The 24,127-nt window shown below is 44.1% G+C and carries 19 protein-coding genes; 17 read left to right on the top strand and 2 right to left on the bottom strand.

Annotated elements, in window-relative coordinates; translation table 11 throughout:
• Positions 1-6 precede the first annotated feature (6 nt).
• From G588_RS18835 to G588_RS0102030, 9 genes are all read left to right on the top strand, one after another.
• The gene (locus G588_RS18835; RefSeq protein WP_022777082.1) at positions 7-360 is read left to right on the top strand and encodes a PilZ domain-containing protein; all 354 of its coding nucleotides are present in this window, start codon (positions 7-9) and stop codon (positions 358-360) included.
• Between the two features lie 92 nt (positions 361-452).
• Positions 453-1,643, top strand: a complete 1,191-nt coding sequence (locus tag G588_RS0101995; RefSeq protein ID WP_022777083.1) for a nucleotide sugar dehydrogenase — start codon at positions 453-455, stop codon at positions 1,641-1,643.
• Positions 1,644-1,826: 183 nt separating this feature from the next.
• The gene (locus G588_RS0102000) at positions 1,827-2,927 is read left to right on the top strand and encodes a prephenate dehydrogenase (protein ID WP_022777084.1); all 1,101 of its coding nucleotides are present in this window, start codon (positions 1,827-1,829) and stop codon (positions 2,925-2,927) included.
• A gap of 23 nt (positions 2,928-2,950) precedes the next feature.
• Complete coding sequence (aroA, locus tag G588_RS0102005) at positions 2,951-4,279, top strand: 3-phosphoshikimate 1-carboxyvinyltransferase (RefSeq protein ID WP_022777085.1); 1,329 nt, start codon at positions 2,951-2,953, stop codon at positions 4,277-4,279.
• A 167-nt stretch (positions 4,280-4,446) separates the two neighbouring features.
• Entirely contained in the window at positions 4,447-6,537 is a 2,091-nt protein-coding gene (locus tag G588_RS0102010; protein WP_022777086.1) for an elongation factor G, read from the top strand.
• Between the two features lie 133 nt (positions 6,538-6,670).
• Entirely contained in the window at positions 6,671-8,617 is a 1,947-nt protein-coding gene (locus G588_RS0102015) for an EAL domain-containing protein (protein WP_081644221.1), read from the top strand.
• 175 nt (positions 8,618-8,792) lie between these two features.
• Entirely contained in the window at positions 8,793-10,229 is a 1,437-nt protein-coding gene (locus G588_RS0102020) for a 2-isopropylmalate synthase (protein WP_022777088.1), read from the top strand.
• A gap of 10 nt (positions 10,230-10,239) precedes the next feature.
• Positions 10,240-10,923, top strand: a complete 684-nt coding sequence (locus tag G588_RS0102025; RefSeq protein ID WP_022777089.1) for a GntR family transcriptional regulator — start codon at positions 10,240-10,242, stop codon at positions 10,921-10,923.
• 114 nt (positions 10,924-11,037) lie between these two features.
• Positions 11,038-12,243, top strand: a complete 1,206-nt coding sequence (locus tag G588_RS0102030) for an NADP-dependent isocitrate dehydrogenase (RefSeq protein ID WP_022777090.1) — start codon at positions 11,038-11,040, stop codon at positions 12,241-12,243.
• Between the two features lie 88 nt (positions 12,244-12,331).
• On the opposite strand, the gene abc-f is transcribed toward G588_RS0102030, so the two are convergent.
• The gene (gene abc-f, locus G588_RS0102035; RefSeq protein ID WP_022777091.1) at positions 12,332-14,353 is read right to left on the bottom strand and encodes a ribosomal protection-like ABC-F family protein; all 2,022 of its coding nucleotides are present in this window, start codon (positions 14,351-14,353) and stop codon (positions 12,332-12,334) included.
• Between the two features lie 314 nt (positions 14,354-14,667).
• Between abc-f and G588_RS0102040 the strand changes: the two genes are divergently transcribed.
• The 5 genes from G588_RS0102040 (at position 14,668) to rho (ending at position 20,424) form a co-directional block, all read left to right on the top strand.
• On the top strand, positions 14,668-15,135 hold the full coding sequence (locus G588_RS0102040; RefSeq protein ID WP_035787667.1) for a CPBP family intramembrane glutamic endopeptidase: 468 nt from the start codon (positions 14,668-14,670) through the stop codon (positions 15,133-15,135).
• Between the two features lie 54 nt (positions 15,136-15,189).
• Complete coding sequence (locus tag G588_RS0102045) at positions 15,190-16,545, top strand: NCS2 family permease (protein ID WP_026668528.1); 1,356 nt, start codon at positions 15,190-15,192, stop codon at positions 16,543-16,545.
• Positions 16,546-16,628: 83 nt separating this feature from the next.
• The gene (gene hflK / locus G588_RS0102050; protein ID WP_022777094.1) at positions 16,629-17,606 is read left to right on the top strand and encodes an FtsH protease activity modulator HflK; all 978 of its coding nucleotides are present in this window, start codon (positions 16,629-16,631) and stop codon (positions 17,604-17,606) included.
• Positions 17,607-17,623: 17 nt separating this feature from the next.
• Entirely contained in the window at positions 17,624-18,499 is an 876-nt protein-coding gene (hflC, locus tag G588_RS0102055) for a protease modulator HflC (RefSeq protein WP_022777095.1), read from the top strand.
• A 290-nt stretch (positions 18,500-18,789) separates the two neighbouring features.
• Positions 18,790-20,424: a transcription termination factor Rho gene (gene rho, locus G588_RS0102060; RefSeq protein WP_022777096.1), complete on the top strand. Its 1,635-nt coding sequence runs from the start codon at positions 18,790-18,792 to the stop codon at positions 20,422-20,424.
• 100 nt (positions 20,425-20,524) lie between these two features.
• Here rho and G588_RS0102065 read toward each other — a convergent pair whose 3' ends face one another.
• On the bottom strand, positions 20,525-21,409 hold the full coding sequence (locus tag G588_RS0102065; RefSeq protein WP_022777097.1) for a PilZ domain-containing protein: 885 nt from the start codon (positions 21,407-21,409) through the stop codon (positions 20,525-20,527).
• A gap of 134 nt (positions 21,410-21,543) precedes the next feature.
• Between G588_RS0102065 and G588_RS0102070 the strand changes: the two genes are divergently transcribed.
• From G588_RS0102070 to G588_RS0102080, 3 genes are all read left to right on the top strand, one after another.
• A complete protein-coding gene (locus tag G588_RS0102070) occupies positions 21,544-22,242 on the top strand; it encodes a YggS family pyridoxal phosphate-dependent enzyme (RefSeq protein ID WP_022777098.1) in 699 nt (232 codons plus the stop codon).
• A 106-nt stretch (positions 22,243-22,348) separates the two neighbouring features.
• Positions 22,349-22,621, top strand: a complete 273-nt coding sequence (locus tag G588_RS0102075; protein WP_022777099.1) for a hypothetical protein — start codon at positions 22,349-22,351, stop codon at positions 22,619-22,621.
• 166 nt (positions 22,622-22,787) lie between these two features.
• Positions 22,788-23,933: a GGDEF domain-containing protein gene (locus G588_RS0102080; protein WP_022777100.1), complete on the top strand. Its 1,146-nt coding sequence runs from the start codon at positions 22,788-22,790 to the stop codon at positions 23,931-23,933.
• Positions 23,934-24,127 lie beyond the last annotated feature (194 nt).

Genomic DNA, 24,127 nt, shown 5'->3' on the forward strand with positions numbered 1-24,127 from the left:
GAGCAGATGGAAGAGAGAAGAAAGAATAAGAGGTTAGAGCTTACCGGAGAACTTATTTTGAATCAGCTTGGCGGAAACGGTGAGGCAAAGACAGCCAGAATAGATATCCATGACTGTTCCAGAGACGGATTGGGTTTTAACTGCAGCAATCAGCTTGTCATAGGTGATAACTATGAGGCTAATCTGACTATCTGGACCAAGGAAGTCCTTCATGTCTTTGTGCAGATAGTAAGAGCTGTTAAGCTTGAGGATACTTTTAACTACGGCGGAATCTTTATCGGAATGCCTGATGCGGACAAGATGCGTATTGAGGTATATGAGACCGTTAAGGACACATTGGAGGCAGAACATAACGCTTAAATTGATTAATATTCCATTATGGAGTAAGATTAGGAGGGCACTTTGTGCCCTCCTATATTTTGCGAATAAGCAATTATGACTAAAGAGAGGTAATGATTTTGAAAATTGCAGTTGTAGGAACCGGCTATGTTGGCCTTTCCAATTCAATTTTACTTTCCCAATACAATGATGTAACAGCAGTTGATGTTATCCCTGAGAAGGTTGAGATGATCAACAACAGGAGATCACCCATTGTTGACAAGGAGATAGAGGAGTATCTTAAGAAGGATTCTTTGAGACTCCATGCCACTCTCAATGCATCTGAGGCTTATGAAGATGCGGACTTTGTAATTGTTTCCACACCCACCAACTATGATGAGAAGATGAACTATTTTGACACATCTTCCGTTCTTAGCGTCATCGATCAGGTCAGAAAAGAGAACCCCGATGCCTATATAGTTATTAAGTCCACTATTCCCGTTGGATATACCCAGGAACTTCTTGAGGAGTATCACACAGATCACATCATGTTCTCACCTGAGTTCCTGAGAGAAGGTCATGCTCTGTATGATAATCTGTATCCGTCAAGAATTATTGTGGGATATGACACCGACAGCGAGGAGGCAAGGGAAAAGGCTGAGCTTTTTGCCGGACTTCTCAAGCAGGGAGCCATCAAGGAGGATGTTCAGGTACTCTTTATGAACTCCACAGAGGCTGAGTGTGTTAAGCTTTTTGCCAACACTTTCCTGGCACTTAGAGTTTCATACTTCAACGAGCTTGATACCTATGCAGAGGTAAGAGGACTTAATACCAGAAATATCATCGATGGTGTCTGCCTTGATCCCAGAATCGGTAATTTCTATAACAATCCTTCCTTTGGCTACGGCGGATATTGCCTTCCCAAGGATACCAAGCAGCTTCTTGCCAATTATGAGGATGTACCCAATAACCTCATTACAGCAATCGTAGATGCCAACAGAACCAGAAAAGATTTCATCGCAGACAGAATCTGGGCACTCAAGCCCAAGAAGGTTGGCGTATACAGGCTTACCATGAAGGCCGGTTCCGATAACTTCAGACAGTCAGCCATCCAGGGCATCATGAAGAGAATCAAGTCCAGAGGTATTGAGTGCGTTGTATACGAACCTACACTCAAGGATGATGATTTCTTTAATTCCAAGGTCGTAAGAGATCTTGACAGCTTCAAGAAAGAATGCGATTTTATCATCGCCAACCGTCTCACTCCTGAGCTTCAGGATGTAGTGGACAAGGTATATACCAGAGACCTGTTCGGCAATGAATAATAAATAAAAATTAGGGGCCTGTCCCCATTAACAAACTGTGAACAGCAATGAATATCGCAAGTCTGTGAAGTTCACAATTTGTTGATGGGGACAGGCCCCTTTCAGTTGAATTTGCTACTTTAAAGTGCTATAGTATAACTTAGAGATACTGAACAATACTGGCTTTTTGGGGGTTATACATAGATGAACGGCGATATATACGGTTTTGTGGGACTTGGGCTTATCGGAGGCTCTATAGCAAGAGCAATCAGGAACAAGGAGCCTGATTCAACGATAATAGCCTACACACCGCACAGAGAGACTGTTGACACTGCCCATGCGGAGGGCGTTGTTGATAAGCCTCTTTATGAGATAGGAGAAGAATTTCGCAGTTGCGATTATATTTTTCTGTGTGCTCCGGTTGAGATCAATAATGAGAACCTGGAGAAACTGGTGCCATACCTGTCTGAGAAGACAACGATCACAGATATTGGCAGCGTTAAGAACAGCATCCATGAGGTGGTCAAAAGACTTGGTCTGGAGGACAGATTTATCGGCGGTCATCCCATGGCCGGCACCGAGAGGATAGGCTTTAACAATTCCAAATCAGAGATACTCAAGAACGCATATTATATCCTGACCAAGACGGATTCAACACAGGAGGAACGTCTGTCAAGATATTACGAACTGGTTCGCATGATAGGAGCTATTCCGCTGGTGGTGCCCTTTGCTCAGCACGATTACATAACAGCGGCGATATCACATGTTCCTCATGTGATATCAGCTTCCCTTGTTAATCTGGTTCATGACAATGATTCAGAGGATGAACTGATGAAGACCATTGCTGCAGGAGGTTTCAAAGATATTACAAGAATATCTTCTTCCTCCCCTGTTATGTGGCAGCAGATCTGTATGACCAATTCCGGCAATGTTTCGGAACTTTTAAGCAAGTACATAGATTCTCTTTGCGATATTAAGAAAGCTATTGATGATCACGACAAGGACAGGCTGTTTGAGTTCTTTTCATCTGCAAGAAGCTACAGAGAGTCCTTTATCGAGACCTCCAGCGGGCCGATCAGGACATCCTATGTGGTCAGAGTTGAGATCGATGACCAGCCGGGACGTCTTGCCAAGGTCGCAACGCTTTTGTCTGATAACGACATTAACATCAAGAATATCGGTATCGTGCACAACAGAGAATATGAGAGAGGTACACTTCGCATCGAACTCCATGACAGGGAGGGACTTGACAGAGCTACCGAGCTGCTTAGGGATAACAGCTACAATATTTATACCAATCATTGACGTATAGCAACAGGAGGATGCATATGATTGCATTGGAAAAAGCGGCAAAACCCTTAAGGGGTGACGTTTTTGTACCGGGAGACAAGTCGATTTCCCACAGAAGTATTATGTTTGGTGCCATATCGGAGGGAACCACCGAGATTACAGGTTTCTTGGAGAGCGCCGACTGCTTGTCAACCATTGATTGTTTCAGAAAAATGGGAATTATTATCGATCATTCCATGAGACCCTCCAACGGAGTTCCGGTTATAACTGTTCACGGCAAGGGACTTGGCGGCCTTAATGCGCCTAAGGATACCCTTTACACCGGCAACAGCGGAACAACCACCAGGCTCATGTCAGGAATTCTTGCAGCCCAGCCCTTTGACTGCAATATCACAGGCGACAGTTCCATTGAAAAAAGGCCCATGAACAGAGTTATGAAGCCCCTTAATCAGATGGGGGCAGACATTACTTCTCTTAGAGGTAACGAGTGTTGTCCTCTTCATATTTCGGGAGGCAAGACTCTTAGGGGAATTAATTACAGGAGTCCGATAGCGTCGGCACAGGTTAAGTCGGCAGTCCTTCTTGCGGGATTATATGCAGTGGGAGATACGGTTGTGTATGAACCGGCCCTTTCCAGGAATCATACGGAAATTATGCTGACAGCCTTTGGAGCGGATATTCATAATGAAGTGGCTACAGACGGCTCCGCAGCTGCAATTCTTCATCCCGGAATGCCTCTTCACGGAATTAAGATCAATGTTCCCGGTGATATTTCCTCTGCGGCATATTTCATAGCAGCAGCCCTTGTGGTACCCGGCTCAGAACTTCTTATCAGGAATGTGGGAGTTAACAGCACAAGAGACGGAATTATCAGAGTGCTTGGTCAGATGGGAGCGGATATTACGCTTCTTAATCTTGATGAGTCCCAGGAACCCAAGGCAGATATCCTTGTCAGATACAGTGAGCTCTCCGGAGGAGCAAACGGCAAATTCGAGATAGGAGGCAAGGATATACCGACTATGATAGATGAGCTTCCTGTTGTTGCTGTTATAGCAGCCTGTGCGGATTGTGACACCATTATCAGAGATGCAGCCGAACTTCGCGTCAAGGAGTCCAACAGAATAGATGCCGTTGTTGAGAATCTAAAGGCTATGGGCTGTGACATAGAGGCCACTGAGGACGGAATGATCATACATGGCGGCAAGCCTCTTCACGGAGCTGATATCAAGACCTATAATGACCACAGACTCGCCATGAGCTTTGCCGTCGCAGCGCTTGCGGCGGAGGGAACAACCAGGATTGTGGACGATCGCTGCGTCGGAATTTCATACCCAAGCTTTTTCAAAGATTTGCAGTCTCTGTTATAACGATAATGTTTTAACCACTAGATGTAGTATAAAAATGCTTGTGCAAAACGTCTAAAATACTTGTTTTAGTGCATCGTTTTTAGTAGAATATTGTTATGAGATTTTTTGGGGGAAACTTCATATCTCATGAATAATACCCAAAATATTGCAACTGGAGGACCAAAGATATGAACGTTTATACAACTGACAAGATTAGAAACGTGGTACTGCTCGGACATGGCGGTGCAGGCAAGACAAGTCTCTCTGAGGCAATGGCTTACCTGGCAGGTATTACATCCAGAATGGGGAAAGTAGAAGACGGAAATACTATCAGCGATTTCGATAAGGAAGAGCAGAAGAGACATATTTCCATCAGCACAACAACCATACCGCTTGAGTGGGATGGACACAAGATCAATCTTCTCGACACACCGGGCTTTTTCGATTTTGTCGGTGAGGTGGAAGAGGCTATCAGCGTAGCAGATGCTGCTATCATAGTGGTATCCGGCAAGGCAGGAATTGAAGTTGGAACAGAGAAGGCTTGGGACCTTTGCGAGAAGTACAAGATTCCCCGCATGTTCTTTGTTTCAGACATGGACATCGATGATGTTTCCTACAGACAGGTAGTACAGGATCTTACCGATAAGTATGGTAAGAAGATGGCTCCTTTCAATCTCCCTATTCGTGAGAATGAGAAGTTTGTAGGTTATGTAAATGTAATTCAGGAGAAGGGCTTTAGGTGGCAGGGCAAGGAAGTTGTTGAGATTCCTGTTCCTGAATATAATGAGGCCAACCTCAAGCTTTTCCGTGACACTCTTATTGAGTCCGTAGCTGAGACCTCCGAGGAGTTCATGGAGAGATATTTCGGCGGTGAGACCTTCTCAGAAGCTGAGATCAGAGCCGCTGTTCGTTCTAACGTTTGTGATGGCTCCATCGTTCCTATCGAGATGGGATCCAGCACTCTTTGTCAGGGTATCTATACCCTCCTTGATGATATAGTTAAATATATGCCCAGCCCTGAGAACCGTAAGATGGCAGGCATTAATACCAATACAAATGAGATCTTCGAAGCTGACTTTGATTTTGCTAAGCCTAAGACAGCTTTCGTATTCAAGACCATGATCGATCCTTTCATCGGTAAGTACTCACTTATCAAGGTTCGCTCCGGCGTACTCAAGCCCGATGATCAGATGTACATCGCAGGCAAGGATCAGGATGTGAAACTTGGCAAGCTCTATATTCTTCAGGGCAACAAGGCTACTGAGGTTTCAGAGCTTCATGCCGGAGATCTCGGTGCTCTACAGAAGCTTGACATTTCTACAGGAGATACACTTTCAACCAAGGCTACTCCTGTACAGTATGCTAAGATGGATATTTCACAGCCATATACCTACATGAGATATCACGCTCAGAACAAGTCCGATATCGACAAGATTGCGCAGTCTCTTGCTAAGCTTTCAGCTGAGGATCAGACTCTTAAGGTTGTCAATGATGCCGAGAATCGCCAGACTCTGCTCTATGGTATGGGCGACATGCACCTTGAGGTTGTTCAAAGCAAGCTCCTTAATGTATACAAGGTTGCCATTGATCTTACCAAGCCCAAGGTTGCTTTCAGAGAGACCATCCGCAAGAATTCCGATGTGGAATACAAGTACAAGAAGCAGACCGGTGGTCACGGACAGTACGGACATGTTAAGATGCGCTTCGAGCCTTCAGGTGATCCCTCGACACCTTATGTATTTGATCAGGTAGTCGTAGGCGGAGCAGTTCCCAAGAACTTCTTCCCTGCAGTTGAGAAGGGTATAAATGAATCTGTTCAGAGAGGACCTCTTGCAGCATATCCCGTAGTTGGCGTTAAGGCTACATTGTATGATGGATCCTATCACCCTGTAGATTCTTCCGAAATGGCCTTCAAGGTTGCAGCATCCGGAGCCTTCAAGAAGGGCTTCATGGAAGCTGGCCCTGTACTTCTTGAGCCCATTGTATCTCTCAAGGTTACCGTGCCCGACAGCTTCACCGGAGACGTTATGGGTGACCTTAACAAGAGAAGAGGTCGTGTGCTCGGAATGAATCCTTCACTTACAGGTAAGCAGGTGATCGAGGCCGAGGTTCCTATGATGGAACTCTACGGATATTGCACACAGCTTCGTTCCATGACAGGAGGAAGCGGTGACTTCGAGTATGAATTTGCAAGATACGAGCAGGCTCCTTCAGATGTTCAGGCTAAGGAAGTTGCAGACAGAGCTGACAAGGTTGCAGCTGCCAACTCTGAGGAATAATTTTACAGTAAGTATCAGCCTCCCGGTATTTTCCGGGAGGCTTTTTTACGATGGGGCTTCCCTGCTTTAAATCTTTAATATTTTTTAATATTCTTTTTGTTATCGATATTTAGTTTTATGTTAATATAAAATTATGGAAAACATTAGATTTCTAGAATACAATTCCATAGGTGAATTTGCGGGACTTCTCATGGCGGGACTCCTGCTTTTTGTCATGTTGTACACCAAGCCTAAGAGAACCTATGTATACAGATATGTCTTCCAGGGAATAATATGGTCAATTGCAGCCATTTTAGTGCAGTTGTCCATCGTCATGGTGGCCAATAATCCGGCAAAGCTGTACAACAGATATCTGTTCATGGGACAGCTCATGGTATTTCTCCTTTTGTATAACGGAATCCTGTTTTACATTTTTTCCTATGTAAACATGATGTCCATTGTCAGAAGAAAGCAGAGAAAAGAGTTCGTGCTTATGTTTGTGGCTCTTACGCTGGTGTACCTGGCAGCCGTCGCCGTTGAGATTGCGTCAAGAGGATTGTATACAGTCAATCTTGATGGAATTGATATAAGCAATTTCACCAGATTTTATTGCAGTGCAGGCATTATCTGTGCGGTCATCTGCTTCAATGCCAGCATAACCAATAGAAAGAATATCTCCAGAGTTATTTGGCATGCGGTATGTCTTTTTGTTCCAATGGATCTGATAATCTTGATATCACAGATAATAGGTGTCGGAATTAATCATACCATTTATTCGGCTACGACCTATGTGCCTATCTTTGCGCTGGGGTATCTGATGTTCCACAGCGTTCCCTATGATGAGGTCACGGGATGTCAGAGTATATATGCTCTGGATGCATTCGTGTCCAAAAATACAGGCAGAAAAAAATATTATGTATCTTATCTTATGGTCTTTTTACCCGGAATTGAGGCTGTATCCAATGACGGAAGTGAAGATACGCTCAAGGGAATTGCCATATGCAGAGCAGTGGAAGCCATTTCTCCCCAAATAAGGATGTATAAGATTTCTGACTATAGATATGTGAATATCATCGATACAGACAAGGAAGAGGAATATGAGAACTATTGTCAGCAGCTGAGGGGGATTTTTGATAATGTAAGGGCCAGTACAGATATTCCTTTTAACTATGTGATGGTAAATGCAGAAGCAAAAGCAGAGCTGGAAAATCCTGTTAAGGTGAGACAGTTCTTTGAGTTCCTGGCAGGCAGATATAAGGATCAGAACAGCAGCCATTTCTACATGGCTACCACCATGGACTACGATGAATTTGCCGAGAACTATGAGATCACCACTACGCTGAAGGATATAAGGAATCGCCTTGATCTGATGGATGATAGAGTTCAGGTTTTTGCGCAGCCTATCTACAGCGTTGAGACAGGGAGCTTTAGGGTAGCAGAAGCTCTGATGAGACTCAGAATCGGTGACAGGCTGTTTTCGCCTGACAGATTTATACCTCTGGCAGAAAGGATCGGATGTATCCATGCACTGACCTGTATTATATTGAATAAGGTCTGTGATGCCGTATCTCTTCTGTCTGAGAATTATGATTTCGATGCTATATCCATTAATTGTTCCTCCAAGGAACTGTCCCAAAAGGATATGACAGAGGACCTTATTGAGATTATCGAAAAATATGATATCGATATGGCCAAGATAAGGCTTGAGATAACTGAAAGTGCTATGTTTGAGAACTTTGATATGGCAAAGGATAATATGACTGTTCTTACAAAAGCCGGAATTCAGTTCTATCTTGATGATTTCGGAACAGGATATTCCTCCCTTGAAAGAGTAATGAACTGTCCTTTCAAGACGATCAAGTTTGATAAGACTCTTTTGTACAAGTCTCTTGATGATGATCGTATGGATGATATCGTAACCTATATGATAGAAGTCTTTAAAAAGAACGGATTCATCACTCTGGTGGAAGGTGTTGAGGACGAATGCCAGAATCAGTACAGCGTTGAGAGAGGTTTTGACTATATTCAGGGATATCATTATGCCAAGCCTGAACCTATCGAAGAGATGAGAAAGTATTTCACAAGGAAGAGTAAATTCTGATCTGATATACAAAAATACAATGGAACAATAGCCTGCGGCTGTCGGATTTTTTTCGTAACCACGGGCTTTTTTAATGTGCTAAAATAGCATTTTTCGCCTTCTTGACACGGATGGTATGATTGTATACAATTATACCCAAGGTTATTTGTTGAGTTTTCAAGAGAGGTTTTCAGCTATGCAGGATAATAACACATTCCAGAATCGCCCCGTGACTATGAATGACAAGAATAATCTTCTTCAGATAGAAGAGCACATGTACATTCTTGACGATGTAGTCAAACCTAATGTCTTCAGAAATATGTTTCCTTACGAGGAAGTTCCCAAGATTCCTTTCAACGATAGAATCGTTCCCCACAACATGCCAAAAGATATATGGATAACAGATACCACCTTCCGTGACGGCCAGCAGTCCAGAGCGCCTTATACCACGGAGCAGATTGTTCATATCTATGATATGTTCCATGAACTGGGCGGCCCCAACGGTATGATCCGTCAGAGTGAGTTCTTTTTGTACAGTAAAAGTGACAGAGACGCGGCTCTCAAGTGTATGGAGAGGGGCTATAAGTTCCCGGAGGTAACCAGCTGGATCCGTGCCAGTGAAGAGGACTTCAAATTGGTTAAGGAGATCGGAATGAAGGAGACAGGTATCCTTGTCAGCTGTTCCGACTATCATATTTTCCTGAAACTTAAGATGACGAGAAGACAGGCTTTGGATCATTATCTTAGCATTGTTCGTTCCTGTCTTGAGGAGGGCATCAGCCCAAGATGCCATCTTGAGGATATTACAAGAGCAGATATATACGGCTTCGTTGTTCCCTTCTGTGTGGAGCTTATGAAGCTTAAGGACGAATATAAGATTCCCATTAAGGTGCGTGCATGTGATACAATGGGATACGGTGTCAATTTCTCAGGTGCCGTTATTCCCAGAAGCGTACAGGGAATCATCTATGCCATCAATACCAACGCAGGTGTTCCCAGTGAACTTATTGAATGGCATGGTCATAACGATTTTTACAAGGCTGTTACCAATTCAACCACAGCCTGGATATATGGTTGTTCCTCCGTCAATACATCATTGTTCGGAATCGGAGAGAGAACAGGCAATACGCCTCTTGAAGCCATGGTATTTGAGTACGCACAGCTCAAGGGCACCCTTAACGGCATGAATACCCAGGTTATCACGGATCTTGCCGAGTACTATGAGAAAGAGATAGGATTTACGGTTCCTGCCAACACACCTTTTGTAGGCAAGAACTTCAATGTTACAAGAGCCGGAATCCATGCGGACGGTCTTCTTAAGAACGAGGAGATCTACAATATATTCGACACCGAGAAGTTCCTTAGAAGACCTCCTGTAAGTGCTGTTTCAAATACATCGGGTCTTGCGGGAATAGCCCATTGGATCAACGTTCATTACAAGCTCAGAGATGAACATTCACTTTCCAAGAATTCACCGCTTGTTACAGAGATCAAGAAGTGGGTGGATCAGGAATATGCAGGCGGACGTGTTACGGTTATGACTGATAATGAGCTTGTTAGAGAGATAAACAGGGTTTCTGAGGACTTGGGACTAATTGTAAAAGAAGGGGAGATTCTAGAGGTCTCCAAATGATGAGGTTTTTATGGAAACTAATGATTTAAAGCAGGAAGTAACAGATAAGTATTCCCTTAGAGGCAGAGTTTTTAACAGAATCAGAGAGGATATCCTCAACGGCAAGTACAAGGACCATGAGGAACTCAAGGAAGTGGCCATCGGACAGGAGCTTGGCGTATCAAGAACTCCTGTAAGGGAGGCTTTCAGACAGCTTGAGCTGGAGGGACTTATTCAGATCATTCCAAACCGTGGTGCCTATGTGACCGGAATTAAGGTTAAGGACATCCAGGATATCTATATGATTCGTTCCAAGCTTGAGGGACTGTGTGCAAGATGGGCCTGTGAGAATATTACAAAGGAACAGCTGGAGGAGATGGAGGAGAACATCTATCTGGCTGAGTTTCATGCTGCAAGAGGACATATGGAGCAGATGGCTGAGTTGGATAACAGATTCCACAACATCCTCTATGAGTCATGTAACTCCAAGATGCTGGAGCACCTTCTCAAGGACTATCATCAGTATGTATGGAGAGTGAGACAGAAGACTCTTTCCAGCAGCAGAGGCGCTGTATCCAATGTTGAGCACAAGTTCATTATGGAGGCCATCAGGGAGAACAATCCCGACAAGGCAGAGGAACTGGCCAATCAGCATATGATCAATGCCTATGAGAATATGCTGGATAAGGGACTTCTAGAACTTTATGAGCAGTGATAATATGGGGCAATAAAGAACAGGGACAAGAGTAATTGTGGCATGTCTTGACGTGTCACCGAGTGGAATGGGGACATGTCTTGACGTGTCCCCTTACATATAAGGAGGAGAATTATGAGCAGGATTGCGATGACTACACCCATTGTTGAGATGGACGGAGATGAGATGACAAGAGTCCTTTGGCAGATGATCAAGGACAAGCTGATCCTTCCATATGTTGATCTTAAGACTGAGTATTATGACCTTGGACTTAAGCACAGAGATGACACCGATGATCAGGTTACTGTTGACAGTGCCAATGCCACACTTAAGTACGGCGTTGCAGTTAAGTGTGCTACAATAACTCCCAACAATGAGAGAGTTGAAGAGTACAAGCTCAAGAAGATGTGGAAGAGCCCTAACGGCACAATCAGAGCAATTCTTGACGGAACAGTATTCAGAACTCCTATTATGGTCAAGGGAATCGAACCTAACGTCAAGACCTGGGAAGCACCCATCACTCTTGCAAGACATGCCTACGGCGACGTATACAAGAATGTTGAGATAAGAGTACCCGGACCCGGCAAGGCAGAGCTGGTATTTACCGGAGCAGACGGAACCGAGATCCGTGAGACTATTCATGAATTCGACGAGCCCGGAATCATACAGGGTGTTCACAACAAGGATTCATCCATCAGAAGCTTTGCAAGAGCCTGCTTTAAGTATGCACTTGCTGAGAAAAAAGAGTTATGGCTTGGAACCAAGGATACCATCAGTAAGACCTACGACAGAAGATTTAGAGAAATCTTCGATGAGATTTTTGAGACAGAGTTTAAGGCTGATTTCGAGAAGGCAGGAATAACATATTTTTACACACTTATAGATGATGCCGTTGCCAGAGTAATGAAGTCTAAAGGCGGTTTTATCTGGGCTTGTAAGAACTATGACGGCGATGTTATGAGTGATATGGTTTCTTCAGCCTTTGGCTCACTTGCTATGATGACTTCCGTGCTTGTTTCTCCTACAGGTGTATATGAGTACGAGGCTGCTCACGGAACAGTTCAGAGACATTATTACAAGTACCTCAAGGGAGAACCCACATCCACCAATCCTGTTGCAACAATTTTTGCCTGGACAGGAGCCCTCAGAAAAAGAGGAGAGCTGGACAATCTGGCTGACCTGTCAGCATTTGCCGATAAGCTTGAGAGAGCAACACTTTCAGTTATCGAATCAGGCCGCATGACAGGAGACCTTGCGCTTATCACAACTCTTCCTAACCCTCAGAAGCTTGGCTCAGAGGAATTCCTTGATGCCATTGCAGAGGCTTACGAGGCACTCTGATAGTTAGAAACGATCAGAAGATAAAAATAACAGTGCAGAGACCGTATTACCGGCGAACCTGCACTGTTTTTTTATTGTTCGTTATTGTTTAATCCATGTCGGAAGAGATGCTTTCCCATTCATCGTAGAGGGTTGAGAGCTTCTCTGAAATCTCTGTCTGCTCGTCGCTGAGCTTACGGAGCTTGGCCAGATCTGTTCCGATGGAAGGATCTGCGAGAGCTTCGTTTATTTCAGAATCACGCTGCTCTAATTTGGCAATTTCATCCTCACATTTCTTAAGAGCTGCTTCCAGCTTTCTCTTTTTGGCCTGGGCCTCCTTCTGGACCTTCCAGTCCTGGGCGCCGCCGGAGGGCGCTGAAGAAACTGTTGAAGCTGCTGTGGTAGGAGATGAAGTTGTAGCTGCCATGCCCTGGTATTTGTAGCTTGTATCGGTGACAAGGTCTTTGCCGGCAGCAGCGGGGCTTGCAACTGAACCTACGCCTTCGCCGAAGAGTCTTGCATTCTGTTCATCCACATGCTCCAGATAATAGTCGTAGTTGCCGATATAGTTAACCAGCCTTCCGTGGGTAAGATCCAGAATACGTGTGGCGGTTTTGTTGATGAAGTAGCGGTCATGGCTTACATACAGTACTGTGCCTTCATAGCCTGAGACAGCCGATTCCAGAATCTCCTTGCTGGTGATGTCAAGGTGGTTGGTGGGCTCGTCCAGGATAAGGAAGTTGGCGTCAGAGAGCATGAGCTTGGCAAGGCTGACACGTCCCTTCTCACCGCCGGATAGATCTCCGATTCTCTTAAATACATCGTCTCCGGTAAAGAGGAAGGCTGCGAGTGTGTTTCTAATCTCGGTGTTATTTAAGGATGGATAGTCATCCGATATCTCATCGAAAAGAGTCTTCTCATCGTGGAGTACATGGTGTTCCTGATCGTAGTAGCCGATGTGAACCCTGGTTCCCAGCTCAATTTCGCCGGCATCCATTCTTTCAACACCGTTAAGGATCTTGAGAATAGTGGTTTTGCCGGTTCCGTTGTCGCCGATGATGGCAACGTGCTCGCCCTTTTTGATGCTGAAATCAAGTCCGGAGAACAGATGCTCATTGCCAAAGGACTTGGTAAGACCTGTTACCTCCAGCACATCATTGCCGCTTTCGCAATTCGGCTTAAGGGATATTTTCATACGGTCGTCAATATCTATGGGTTTATCGAGAACGTCGATCTTAGCCAGCATTTTTTCGCGGGATTCAGCTCTTTTTATGGATTTCTCCCTGTTGAAGGATTTGAGCTTGGTGATGACCTCCTCCTGATGCTTGATCTCCTGTTGCTGCTTTAAGTAGGCATTCCACTCATTCGCGCGAAGCTGCTCTTTTTTGGCTGCGTAAGCAGAGTAGTTGCCTATAAAGGAGGTGACTTTTTTGTTCTCTACTTCGATGACCTTGTCTGCAATCTTATCAAGGAAATATCTGTCATGGGATACGATAAGTACTGCACCCTTGTAGTTAAGAAGATAGTTCTCCAGCCATCTGATGGAATTCATATCAAGGTGGTTGGTGGGCTCATCCAGGATGATAAGATCAGGACTCTGTAAAAGGAGCTTACCGAGGGCAACTCGCGTTTTCTGACCTCCCGAGAGAGTTGAGATGCTCTTGTCAAATTCCTCGTCGGTAAATCCGAGACCTCTGGCGACGCCGGTTATCTCGCTTTTCCAGGCGTAACCTGACAGCCTCTGGAACTCATCGTGCATTCTTGCGTAATTCTCCATGTGCTTTTCAAGTTCTTCTCCGGAGAGGATATCCATCATGGTCTCGGCATCTCTGATGTTCTGCTCAAGGTCGATGACATGCCTCTTGACCTCCTTGAGCTCTTCGTAGATGGTGTTGTCGGAATCGATGTTCTGATTCTGGGCAAGATATCCGTAGGTAAGCCCCTTGGAAAAAGTTACCTCGCCCTCATCCGGCGCAAGATCGCCAATAAGAATCTTGATGAGTGTGGTCTTACCGGCACCGTTGATACCGACTATGGCGGTTTTCTCGCCGGCTTCTATATGAAAAGATGCGTTTCTTAAGATGTCTTTGCCATCAAAGGATTTAGTTATATTAACTGCTGAAAGTATCATTTTATATCTCCGTTTTATACCCAATATCAATTTCACATTTTAGCATGAGAGGGAAAATATGTAAAAGCTTATTGACCGAAAAGATTAGCGTATATATAATAAATACGGCGTTTGTCTTTATTTTACTATGAATAATGAAGGAGTCAGTTTTGAAACGTTTATATATTCCGTTTGCGTGGGAACTGCTATTTATTATTGCAACGATACTATTGCCTAAGCAGGCTTTTCATTTATATTTTGTTTTTTACTCGGGTTTACTTATCTATTTTTATTATTTTTACAAGCAGTTTTCCTTCCGCAAGTTAGGTAAGAACATGACCAGATTCGTAAGATTCTGGCTTCCGGTGGCGGCCACCTTCTGTGGTCTTGTGCTCGCCAATTATATCAAGAATAATTTAATTCAGGCCAATTTACCGCTGGTTAAGGACGGAACCGTCAGCATCATAACCCATAATGATATTTTGCCGACTGTGTTCTATGCCATCATGATGATAGTCATGAAGCCGGTGGCAGAGGAACTGTTTTTCAGGAAAGCGATCATCAAATTCGGCAGCGATAAGAGGGTATTTGTTATGTGCATAGTGAGCCTTCTTTTATGTGCTGTTACAAGGGCACACGGCCTTTTGGGGATAGGCGAGTGGGTGCTCATGGCGCTGCCGGTGACAATAGCCTATGTGATCAGCAGGAACATCTACATTTCCGTTATGGCACATGTGGCATTTGAGTTCTATGACAATATTTATTCAGTTGTATATGCTATCGGAAGGATTCTTAACAGATGATCATCCGACTTGTATATAGAAACCATTAACGCACAGCGAGGAGAAAAAAGTATGTTGGAGAAGCTATTCAAACTCAAGGAGCACAACACTACAGTCAAAAGAGAGATCCTTGCAGGTCTCACCACATTCCTTACCATGGCCTATATTCTGGCTGTTAACCCTAACATTTTGGGAACCGTCATGAACAGGAATGGTGTATTTGTTGCAACAGCACTGGCATCAGCCATTGCAACCTTTATCATGGCATTTCTTGCCAATTATCCTATCGGACTTTCAGCAGGCCTTGGACTTAACGCTTATTTTGCTTATACAGTCTGCCTCGGAGAGCTGGCTAATGAGGCTGAGCCTTTTAGAATCGCTCTTACAGCAGTTTTTGTTGAAGGTATTATTTTCATCCTTCTTTCATTCTTCAAATTCCGTGAACAGATCATCAATAGCATTCCTCAGAACCTGAAATTCGGTATCTCTGCAGGTATCGGACTTTTCATCGCATTTATCGGAATGCAGAACGCAGGCATCATTGTAAACAGCGATGCTACACTGGTTGATCTCGGAAGCTTCAGAAATCTTGACGTTGTTCTTGCACTTATCGGTGTTATCGTTATCGCAGCACTGGTTCACTATAACGTTAAGGGTGCTGTTCTTATCGGTATCCTTGCAATCTGGATCGTTGGTATGATCCTTCAGGCCTGCGGCATTTATGTTCCTGCTGAGGGAACAAGCCTTTTCCCTTCCTTCGAGGGTGGCCTTGCATTTGATGGCATCAAAGAAACAGCCTTCAAGCTTGATTTTGGATGGGCTGCTTCACATATCATTCAGTTCCTTGCCATCACCTTCAGTTTCCTCTATGTAGATCTGTTTGATACAGTCGGAACAGTAGTAGGTGTTGCCGACAAGGCAGGACTTCTTGATGAGAAGGGCAACCTTCCCAGAGTTGGTAAGGTATTCCTTGCAGATGCTGTTGGTACTACAGCAGGTTCACTTCTTGGTACATCAACAATCACCAGCTTCGTTGAGTCAAGCGCAGGCGTAGCTGCAGGCGGAAGAACAGGACTTACAGCCCTTACAACAGGCGTTATGTTCCTTGTATCCCTGATCCTTAGCCCTATCTTCCTTGCTATACCTTCATTCGCTACATCTCCTGCACTTATCTATGTAGGAATGCTGATGCTTATGAGCATCGGTAAGGTTAAGTTTGACGGAGACATTGCTGATTCTGTAGGTGCATATCTTGCAGTAGTTATGATGCCTCTTGCATATTCAATCGCTACAGGTATCATGTTTGCGGTTATCGCATGGGTTATTCTTAAGGTTGTTACCAAGAAGGCCAAGGATATTTCACCTGTAATGTGGGTAGTATTTGTATTGTTTGCACTGAGAATTGTAGCACTGGTTACTAATTTCCAGTAATCGGTATTACATATATGTAACCATAATTGCCGGCCTGCAGTCATAATATGTGGGCCGGCATAGTTTTTTAAAAGGAGAATATTATGAATAACAATGGTCAGTTTTTTCAGGGGAATTTTAACAACATTCCCAATGGAGGGGGCGGTAAAGGCTCCGCAGCAAAGGGTGTCAAAAGAGGCATCATTATCGGAGCTATCGTTCTCTTTTTACTGCTTTGTCTGGGACAGAGCTTCTATCAGGTAAAAGAGCAGGAGCAGGCAATCCTTACCATGTTCGGTAAGGTAATAAGGGTCGATACCGCAGGACTTTATTTTAAGGTTCCTTTTATCCAGAAGGCTCATCTAGTTGATATGACAACCCATGGCATAGGAATCGGATATGTCATCAAGGACGGTCAGAACATCACGATTGATGATGAGGGAGTTATGATCACCTCCGATTTCAATTTTGTTGATATTGATTTCTACCTTGAGTACAAGGTAAGCGATCCGGTGGCTGCTTTTTATAACACCGAGAATCCGGCAGAGGTCATGAAGAATATGGCTCTTGCCAATATCAGAAATACAGTGGTTAATTACACGGTTGATGATGTTATAACCACAGCCAAGGGACAGATTCAGTCCGAGGTTAAGGAGAAGCTTCAGAAGGAGCTTGCGGACAACAACATAGGCATAACTGTTGTGAACCTGTCAGTTCAGGATGCAGAGCCGCCAACACAGGAAATCGTTCAGGCCTTCAAGTCTGTTGAGACTGCCAAGCAGGGCAAGGAGACAGCTGTTAACAATGCCAAGAAGTATAAGAGTGAGGAGCTTCCCAAGGCAGAGGCAGAGGCTGATAAGATCGTTCAGGACGCAGAGGCTTCCAAGCAGGCAAGAATCGCAGAAGCCGAGGGTCAGGTAGCCCGTTTTAATGAGATGTATGAGCAGTACAAGCTTCAGCCCTATATCACCAAGAAGAGACTTTTCTATGAGACCATGGAGGATGTACTTCCTGATCTCAAGGTTATAATCACTGACGGAAACACAGAGCAGATGCTGCCTCTGGATAGTTTTAACAATTAAGGGAGGCTGAGTATACTATGAAAAAGAATGGAATTATCAAAGCAATTATCATAATAGCTGTAATAGCGGTGATCGGAGTTATCTCCTCCGCAGGTTACGTTGTACATCAGAACGAGTATGTTACCGTAAGAAGATTCGGTAAGATCATAGCCATCGCCACTGAGCCCGGTCTTCACTTCAAGACTCCTTTCGTGGACGATACACAGTCAATCAGTGCCAAGATAGTACTGTATGATATTCCTGCATCTGATGTTATTACCAAGGACAAGAAGTCAATGATCACTGACACTTATGTCCTTTGGAAGGTATCAGAGCCTCTTAAGTATGTGCAGACTCTTAATGCCATCAGCGACAGGGCAGAGGAGAGAATTGAGGCTTCTGTGTACAATGCTACCAAGAATGCCATCTCTTCCATGACTCAGGATGAAGTTATTGAGGCAAGAGGAGAGCAGCTTACATCTCTTATCACTCAGGAAGCCAACTCTGATATGTCAGGCTATGGAATTACCATTGTACAGGCTCAGATCAAGTCTCTGGATCTTCCGGATGACAACAAGCAGGCTGTATATGAGCGTATGATCTCAGAGAGAAATAATATCGCAGCAGCTTATACCGCTGAGGGTGAAGCTGAGGCCCAGAAGATTCACAATGAGACAGATAAGCAGGTAAGGATCATCACAGCTAAGGCTGAGAAGGATGCTGCAGTTCTTGAAGCTGAGGGTGAATCTGCTTATATGGCTACACTTGCCAAGGCCTATGATACAGAGGAAAAGGCTGAGTTCTATAGTTTTATCCGCGGACTTGATACACTTAAGCAGTCACTTAAGGGAGAGAAGACGATAATACTCGACAAGAACTCAGAGCTTGCAAAGATATTGTATGGAAATTTCTGATATTTATAATGATTTTCAAGAATTTATGTGATTAACAGACAGGCGTCAGCGGGCAATAAGGTCCCTACTGATGCCTGTCTGCTTTTGATTTATCTGTCTTTTTAAAGTCTATGTTGATTTTTGTCTCCAAATGGTGTATTTTTTATAATATAGCTGATTATTTATGGTTCTTAAACAAATGCATTTATGCAGTCGTTTATTATTCCCACTTGTGCTAACAGAACATAGTAGAGAGAAACATAGCTTAAACATATATGCAACAGTGCCTTTAGGCGCAGAATGGAGTTATTTTGAGAGAGAGATATGAAACACTGAAACTAACTGACCTCAGGGAGATTGCCAAGAAGAGAGGCATCAAGGGAGCCACCGCCCTCAAGAAGTCTGAGATCATCGACCTGATGTGTGAGCTTGACCAGAAGGAAGCAGAGCAAAGTGCCGCTGCCAAGAAGGAAGAGCAGCCCAAGGAAGCTACAGAGGAGAAGAAGTCTCTTAAGAAAAAGAAGGTTATCGTTACCACTTCCGGAACGAATAAGTCTGATAAGAAGGAGATGGCAAGACCTGCAAGACCGGAGGGGAGATCCGAGAACAGATCAGATAACAGATCAGATAACAGATCAGATAACAGATCAGATAACAGATCCGAGAACAGATCAGATAGCAGATCTGAAAGCAGATCAGATAGCAGATCCGAAAACAGACCTGAGGGAAGACCCGAGGGAAGATTCGATAAATCACAGGAGACAGTACAGAAGACTGAAGATGTTAAGAAAGCTGAATCCGCTGATTTTGAGGATGAGGCAGACGGAGATAACGCAGACGGAATTCTTGAGGTAATGCAGGACGGTTATGGTTTCATCAGATGCGAGAACTACCTTCCGGGTGAAAATGATGTCTATGTGGCACCCAGCCTTATCAGGAAGTTCAACCTTAAGACCGGTGATATCCTTAAGGGAAGATGCAGAGCCAAGAAGGAGACAGATAAGTTTGCTGCTCTTTCCAGACTTGATACGGTTAACGGTTACAAGCCCGAAGTTGCCATGGGAAGATGGAACTTCGAGAATATGACACCTATTTTCCCTAATTCAAGGATCAGACTCGAGCAGCCCGGCTGCAGCGTTGCTATGAGAATCATGGATCTTATCAGCCCCATCGGTAAGGGCCAGAGAGGTATGATCGTATCACCTCCCAAGGCAGGTAAGACAACACTTCTTAAGGAAGTTGCCAAGTCAATCCTTAAGAATAACAGCAATATTCACCTTATCATCCTTCTTATTGATGAGCGTCCCGAGGAAGTTACGGATATCAAGGAAGAGGTAGAGGGACCTAACGCAGAGGTTATCTATTCAACCTTCGATGAGCTTCCCGAGCATCACAAGAGAGTTGCCGAGATGGTTATGGAGAGAGCCAAGAGACTTGTTGAGCACGGTCAGGATGTAGTTATCCTTCTTGACTCCATCACAAGACTTACAAGAGCCTACAACATCGTTGTCCCTCCTTCAGGAAGAACACTTTCCGGTGGTCTTGATCCTGCAGCCCTTCATATGCCTAAGAGATTCTTTGGTGCAGCCAGAAACATGAGAGAGGGCGGCAGCCTTACAATCCTTGCCACAGCTCTTATTGAGACAGGCTCCAAGATGGATGACGTTATCTACGAGGAGTTCAAGGGAACAGGTAACATGGAAATGGTTTTGGACAGAAAGCTCCAGGAGAAGAGAATTTTCCCTGCTATCAATATCCCCAAGTCCTCCACCAGAAGAGAAGATCTTCTTCTTTCCGCAGAGGAGCTTGCAGCTATCAACAACCTGCGTAAGGGCTTTAACGGCATGAAGGCAGATGATGCTGTAGACCAGTGCATCAATCTCTTCTCCAAGACAAGAAATAACGTTGAATTTGTCAGAATGGTAGAGAAGCAGGTTCGCTTCTGATACAGTATCAGTGATATAACAATAGAAAACGATTTGTGAACATCAAAAGACCAAGGCAATCACATCACTACATGTGACATGCCTTGGTCTTTTGATATCATTACATATTTCGAAGATCCAGAAGGTTGGCAATCTCTTCAGCTTCCTTGGCCTGACGTTCCTCCCTGCGCTTCTGCCTAAGAGTCTTCTCGGCGGAGACATGTTCAAGACGCTCCGGTGCGAAGGGATTCTCATCGGTGATCCTGACGGCGCCGGACTTATTCCTGGCGGGAATTGTCTGAGCGGCCAGATCCTGCTCAACATGCTCTATCTGCTGGCTCTCGCTGATCTCAGGATTAAGATCTGTGCCGGGAGATTCTCCGAGGGGAGTGTATTTCTCCCTGCGCTTGGTGGTAAGAAGGCTGATGAGATCCACGTTGAGATTGGAGATTGCACAGCCCACGGCGGTCTTGTCCTGAACCATGAAATGCCTTACCACGATGGTGCTGACCTCATAGCTGTGAAGGGTGGCGCCATAGCGGAACCTGATATCCAGCCTGTCGCCTATCCTTAGCTGTACCGATCTGTCCACGATGACGGATATTCCTCGCATGGAAAGGTCGTGAACGATACAGTTATAAAGAGTCTTAGTGTTGCCGTTAACGGACAGAAGCCCCAGCTTTTCAATATAGAAGCGTTCTGATTTTCTGGAATTCTCCGGTTCAAGTTTGGAGGAACATCTGATGAGATGGAAATTGCCGTAACGGGTTTTGACCGGAGTTATGGTGGTTGACATGAATTTGTAGATTCGCCCGTCTCTTTTGTTGCGGATTTCAATCTGAGAGGGTTCCAGGAACTGCATGTATTTGCCAAAATACTCCATGGGCTTTACCAGAAGGCCTGCCGACACACCAAAAATAGCCTCAGTCATAAGTACAAGGCTGTGGCCGTTTATCGAAGCATGGATTTTGACTTCCGAGCCGTTGGAAATATCGTTTACATTCATGCAGGATACCTTTTGAATTGTAACATTGTATCAATTCTATGATATAATATCCTGATAAAAAAGGAAACACAAAATGTAGTATTTAAACTGCATTATATAACAAAAAAATACATTAAATAGTGATTGGAGCAGCCATGATAAAAGAAAATCTTGAATTTGTGGAAGAAAACATACAAAAGGCCTGTGACAAGGCAGGAAGGAACAGAAGCGAGGTTACCCTTATTGCTGTCAGCAAGACCAAGCCCGTTGAGGCTTTAAGAGAGGCTATGGAATGCGGAATAAGGGTCTTTGGAGAGAACAAGGTTCAGGAGATGAGGGACAAGCATGCTGAGATCACCGAGGATCTTGACTGGCACATGATCGGTCATCTTCAGGCCAACAAGGTTAAGTATCTGCCGGGGATGGCCTGCATGATCCACTCCGTTGACAACATCAAGCTGGCGGAGGAGATTGAGAAGCAATTTGCCAAGCACGATCTTAAGATAGATGTTCTTCTTGAAGTTAATATGGCTCATGAGGATACCAAGTTCGGACTTGCTCCGGAAGAGGTTATTCCTTTTGTGAAGGAAATAAGCTCTCTTTCGCATCTTAATATCCGAGGACTTATGACAATAGCACCTTATACCGATGATCCGGAGAGTAACAGAGTATACTTCAAGGGACTGAGAGAGTTAAGAGACAGTATCAATGAGCAGAAACTCCTTCCTGCTCCGATGGACACACTGTCAATGGGTATGACAGGCGATTATATGATAGCCATAGAGGAAGGTGCCACCTTCGTAAGAGTTGGAACAGGAATCTTCGGTGAGAGGGATTATTCCAAAAAAATGTAATGTAAAAACACAGAATCTTAAATAAATATAAACGAATTTACACTAATAAGGCCAGATAGTATAATTATTCTATATCGGGAAGAATATAGGAATAGGAAGTCTGAGCATGCAAAGAACGGAACTGTTGTCAAAAAAGGTCTCTATTGAAGACCTAAATCACCTGATAGATACCGGCCATGTTTTTGTGACTCCCTTTGGTCTTAACAGGCAATGCTACATTGTGGTTAATCACAAACCCTTTATGGTTATAGCTACAGACGTTTCCATAAGGGGTGTGCAGCTTAGCGGAGCCTGGTACACCTGGGAGGATCTGGATGCCATGGGCGGTGTTTATGATTCGGAATTTGAGGCTCTTAAGGCTATAGCCGGCGGAGCATAACATAATAGCATTATTACGAGGATGTAAGACGAAAGCCGTGACGGCCTTCGTCTTATTGCATTCATGGGAAATTATAAAGAATGTATAAACTCTTTGCAGATAATGATAATTTTAGCCTGTTTCATGTTAAAATAAATGTTACGCACGATTATTTGGAGGAGTAGTTTTGGGGTACGTTAATTTCTATATTGAAGCACACATAGCATGTATACTTTTGATCGGTCTTATCGGAATCAAGATTGCCAAAGGCGTCAATAAGCAGTTTACACAGATGATATTGGGGAATATCGTCGTTGTTCTGATTGCGTATTACTGCGCAGAGATTTTCTGGGCCCTGGTGGATGTGGGCTATCTGGGAGAATCCAAGTCACTTTTGTACTTATCCAATTTGTTTACTTATCTGCTTTTGAGTGTTGGCGCGTATTTATGGTATATTCTCTCGGAAGCGATTCAGAACGATAAGTCTGTGGAAAACGACATCACCAGGCTTATTCTCAGCATACCGGTATGGATATCCGGAATCCTGTGTGTCTCCGCTTACAGGACAGGTCTTGTTTATTATATTGATGAAAACGGCAAACTGGTGGGGGGTAAGCTCTATCTGATCCTTGTTATCGTTCCCTTCAGCTATATGATAGCGGCTTCAGTCAAGGCTTTTTACAGAGCCTTCAACAAGGATAAATATGCTGACAGAAATATATATTTCATGATCGGTATGTTTCCGCTCACACCTATCGTAATGGGAGCGCTTCAGGCCAAGTACTGGAGAATCCCCATGGTATGTTACGGAACAGTTGTGGCGGTCTACTATGTTTACATTACTATGCTGGATAATCTCATATCTCTTGATCCTCTTACCCAGATCAACAACAGACATCAGATGTTCAAATATCTGGCTCAGAAGATGAGAAATGAAGAACCCGGCATGTCTCTTTTTGTACTGATGGTGGATATTGATGATTTCAGAAATATCAATGAGACCTATGGGCGACTTGAGGGTGACAGAGCCCTTGTAAGAGTTGCCAATTCCATTAAGAGTGCCTGTCAGGGTCCAAGAAACAGATTTTTTGTATCAAGATATGGTGGAGACGAATTCGTGGTAATTGCACAGATGGCCTACAAGGCTGAGGCTGTCTGGCTCTCAGATCAGATCAAGAACAATATCAAGAGAATGACACAGGATCTGGGACTTAGCTACAATATCACCGTTAGCGTTGGAATTGCCCAGTATGACTACGCTGCTCCGATCTCTCTTAAGGCATTTATATCAAGAGCTGATCTTGATCTGTACAATCAGGCAGCGAAGGAGTGACAACAGAATATGCAGAGTTTAAACGTGGTCTAGAACAAAGAGCTGACCACGTTTATTATTATTCCGGCAAGTATAAATGCTGCGAGTATGGATATTGCATAAATGAATTTCATTCTGGCCATTGTATTTCCCCCGTATATGTACTCTTTATCTAATCATACTATATATTTTTCTTGTATGAGAAAAGAATTTTG

The organism is Butyrivibrio sp. AE3009 (assembly GCF_000420845.1).
Lineage (GTDB): Bacteria > Bacillota > Clostridia > Lachnospirales > Lachnospiraceae > Butyrivibrio.

Coding starts and splice junctions, on each gene's coding strand:
- G588_RS0102070 (WP_022777098.1), top strand. CDS start 21,544: ATGATAAAAGAAAATCTTGAATTTGTGGAAGAAAACATACAAAAGGCC.
- G588_RS0102000 (WP_022777084.1), top strand. CDS start 1,827: ATGAACGGCGATATATACGGTTTTGTGGGACTTGGGCTTATCGGAGGC.
- G588_RS0102020 (WP_022777088.1), top strand. CDS start 8,793: ATGCAGGATAATAACACATTCCAGAATCGCCCCGTGACTATGAATGAC.
- G588_RS0101995 (WP_022777083.1), top strand. CDS start 453: ATGATTTTGAAAATTGCAGTTGTAGGAACCGGCTATGTTGGCCTTTCC.
- G588_RS0102015 (WP_081644221.1), top strand. CDS start 6,671: ATGGAAAACATTAGATTTCTAGAATACAATTCCATAGGTGAATTTGCG.
- hflC (WP_022777095.1), top strand. CDS start 17,624: ATGAAAAAGAATGGAATTATCAAAGCAATTATCATAATAGCTGTAATA.
- G588_RS0102030 (WP_022777090.1), top strand. CDS start 11,038: ATGAGCAGGATTGCGATGACTACACCCATTGTTGAGATGGACGGAGAT.
- abc-f (WP_022777091.1), bottom strand. CDS start 14,353: ATGATACTTTCAGCAGTTAATATAACTAAATCCTTTGATGGCAAAGAC.
- G588_RS0102065 (WP_022777097.1), bottom strand. CDS start 21,409: ATGAATGTAAACGATATTTCCAACGGCTCGGAAGTCAAAATCCATGCT.
- G588_RS0102040 (WP_035787667.1), top strand. CDS start 14,668: ATGACCAGATTCGTAAGATTCTGGCTTCCGGTGGCGGCCACCTTCTGT.
- G588_RS18835 (WP_022777082.1), top strand. CDS start 7: ATGGAAGAGAGAAGAAAGAATAAGAGGTTAGAGCTTACCGGAGAACTT.
- G588_RS0102025 (WP_022777089.1), top strand. CDS start 10,240: ATGGAAACTAATGATTTAAAGCAGGAAGTAACAGATAAGTATTCCCTT.
- hflK (WP_022777094.1), top strand. CDS start 16,629: ATGAATAACAATGGTCAGTTTTTTCAGGGGAATTTTAACAACATTCCC.
- aroA (WP_022777085.1), top strand. CDS start 2,951: ATGATTGCATTGGAAAAAGCGGCAAAACCCTTAAGGGGTGACGTTTTT.
- G588_RS0102075 (WP_022777099.1), top strand. CDS start 22,349: ATGCAAAGAACGGAACTGTTGTCAAAAAAGGTCTCTATTGAAGACCTA.
- G588_RS0102010 (WP_022777086.1), top strand. CDS start 4,447: ATGAACGTTTATACAACTGACAAGATTAGAAACGTGGTACTGCTCGGA.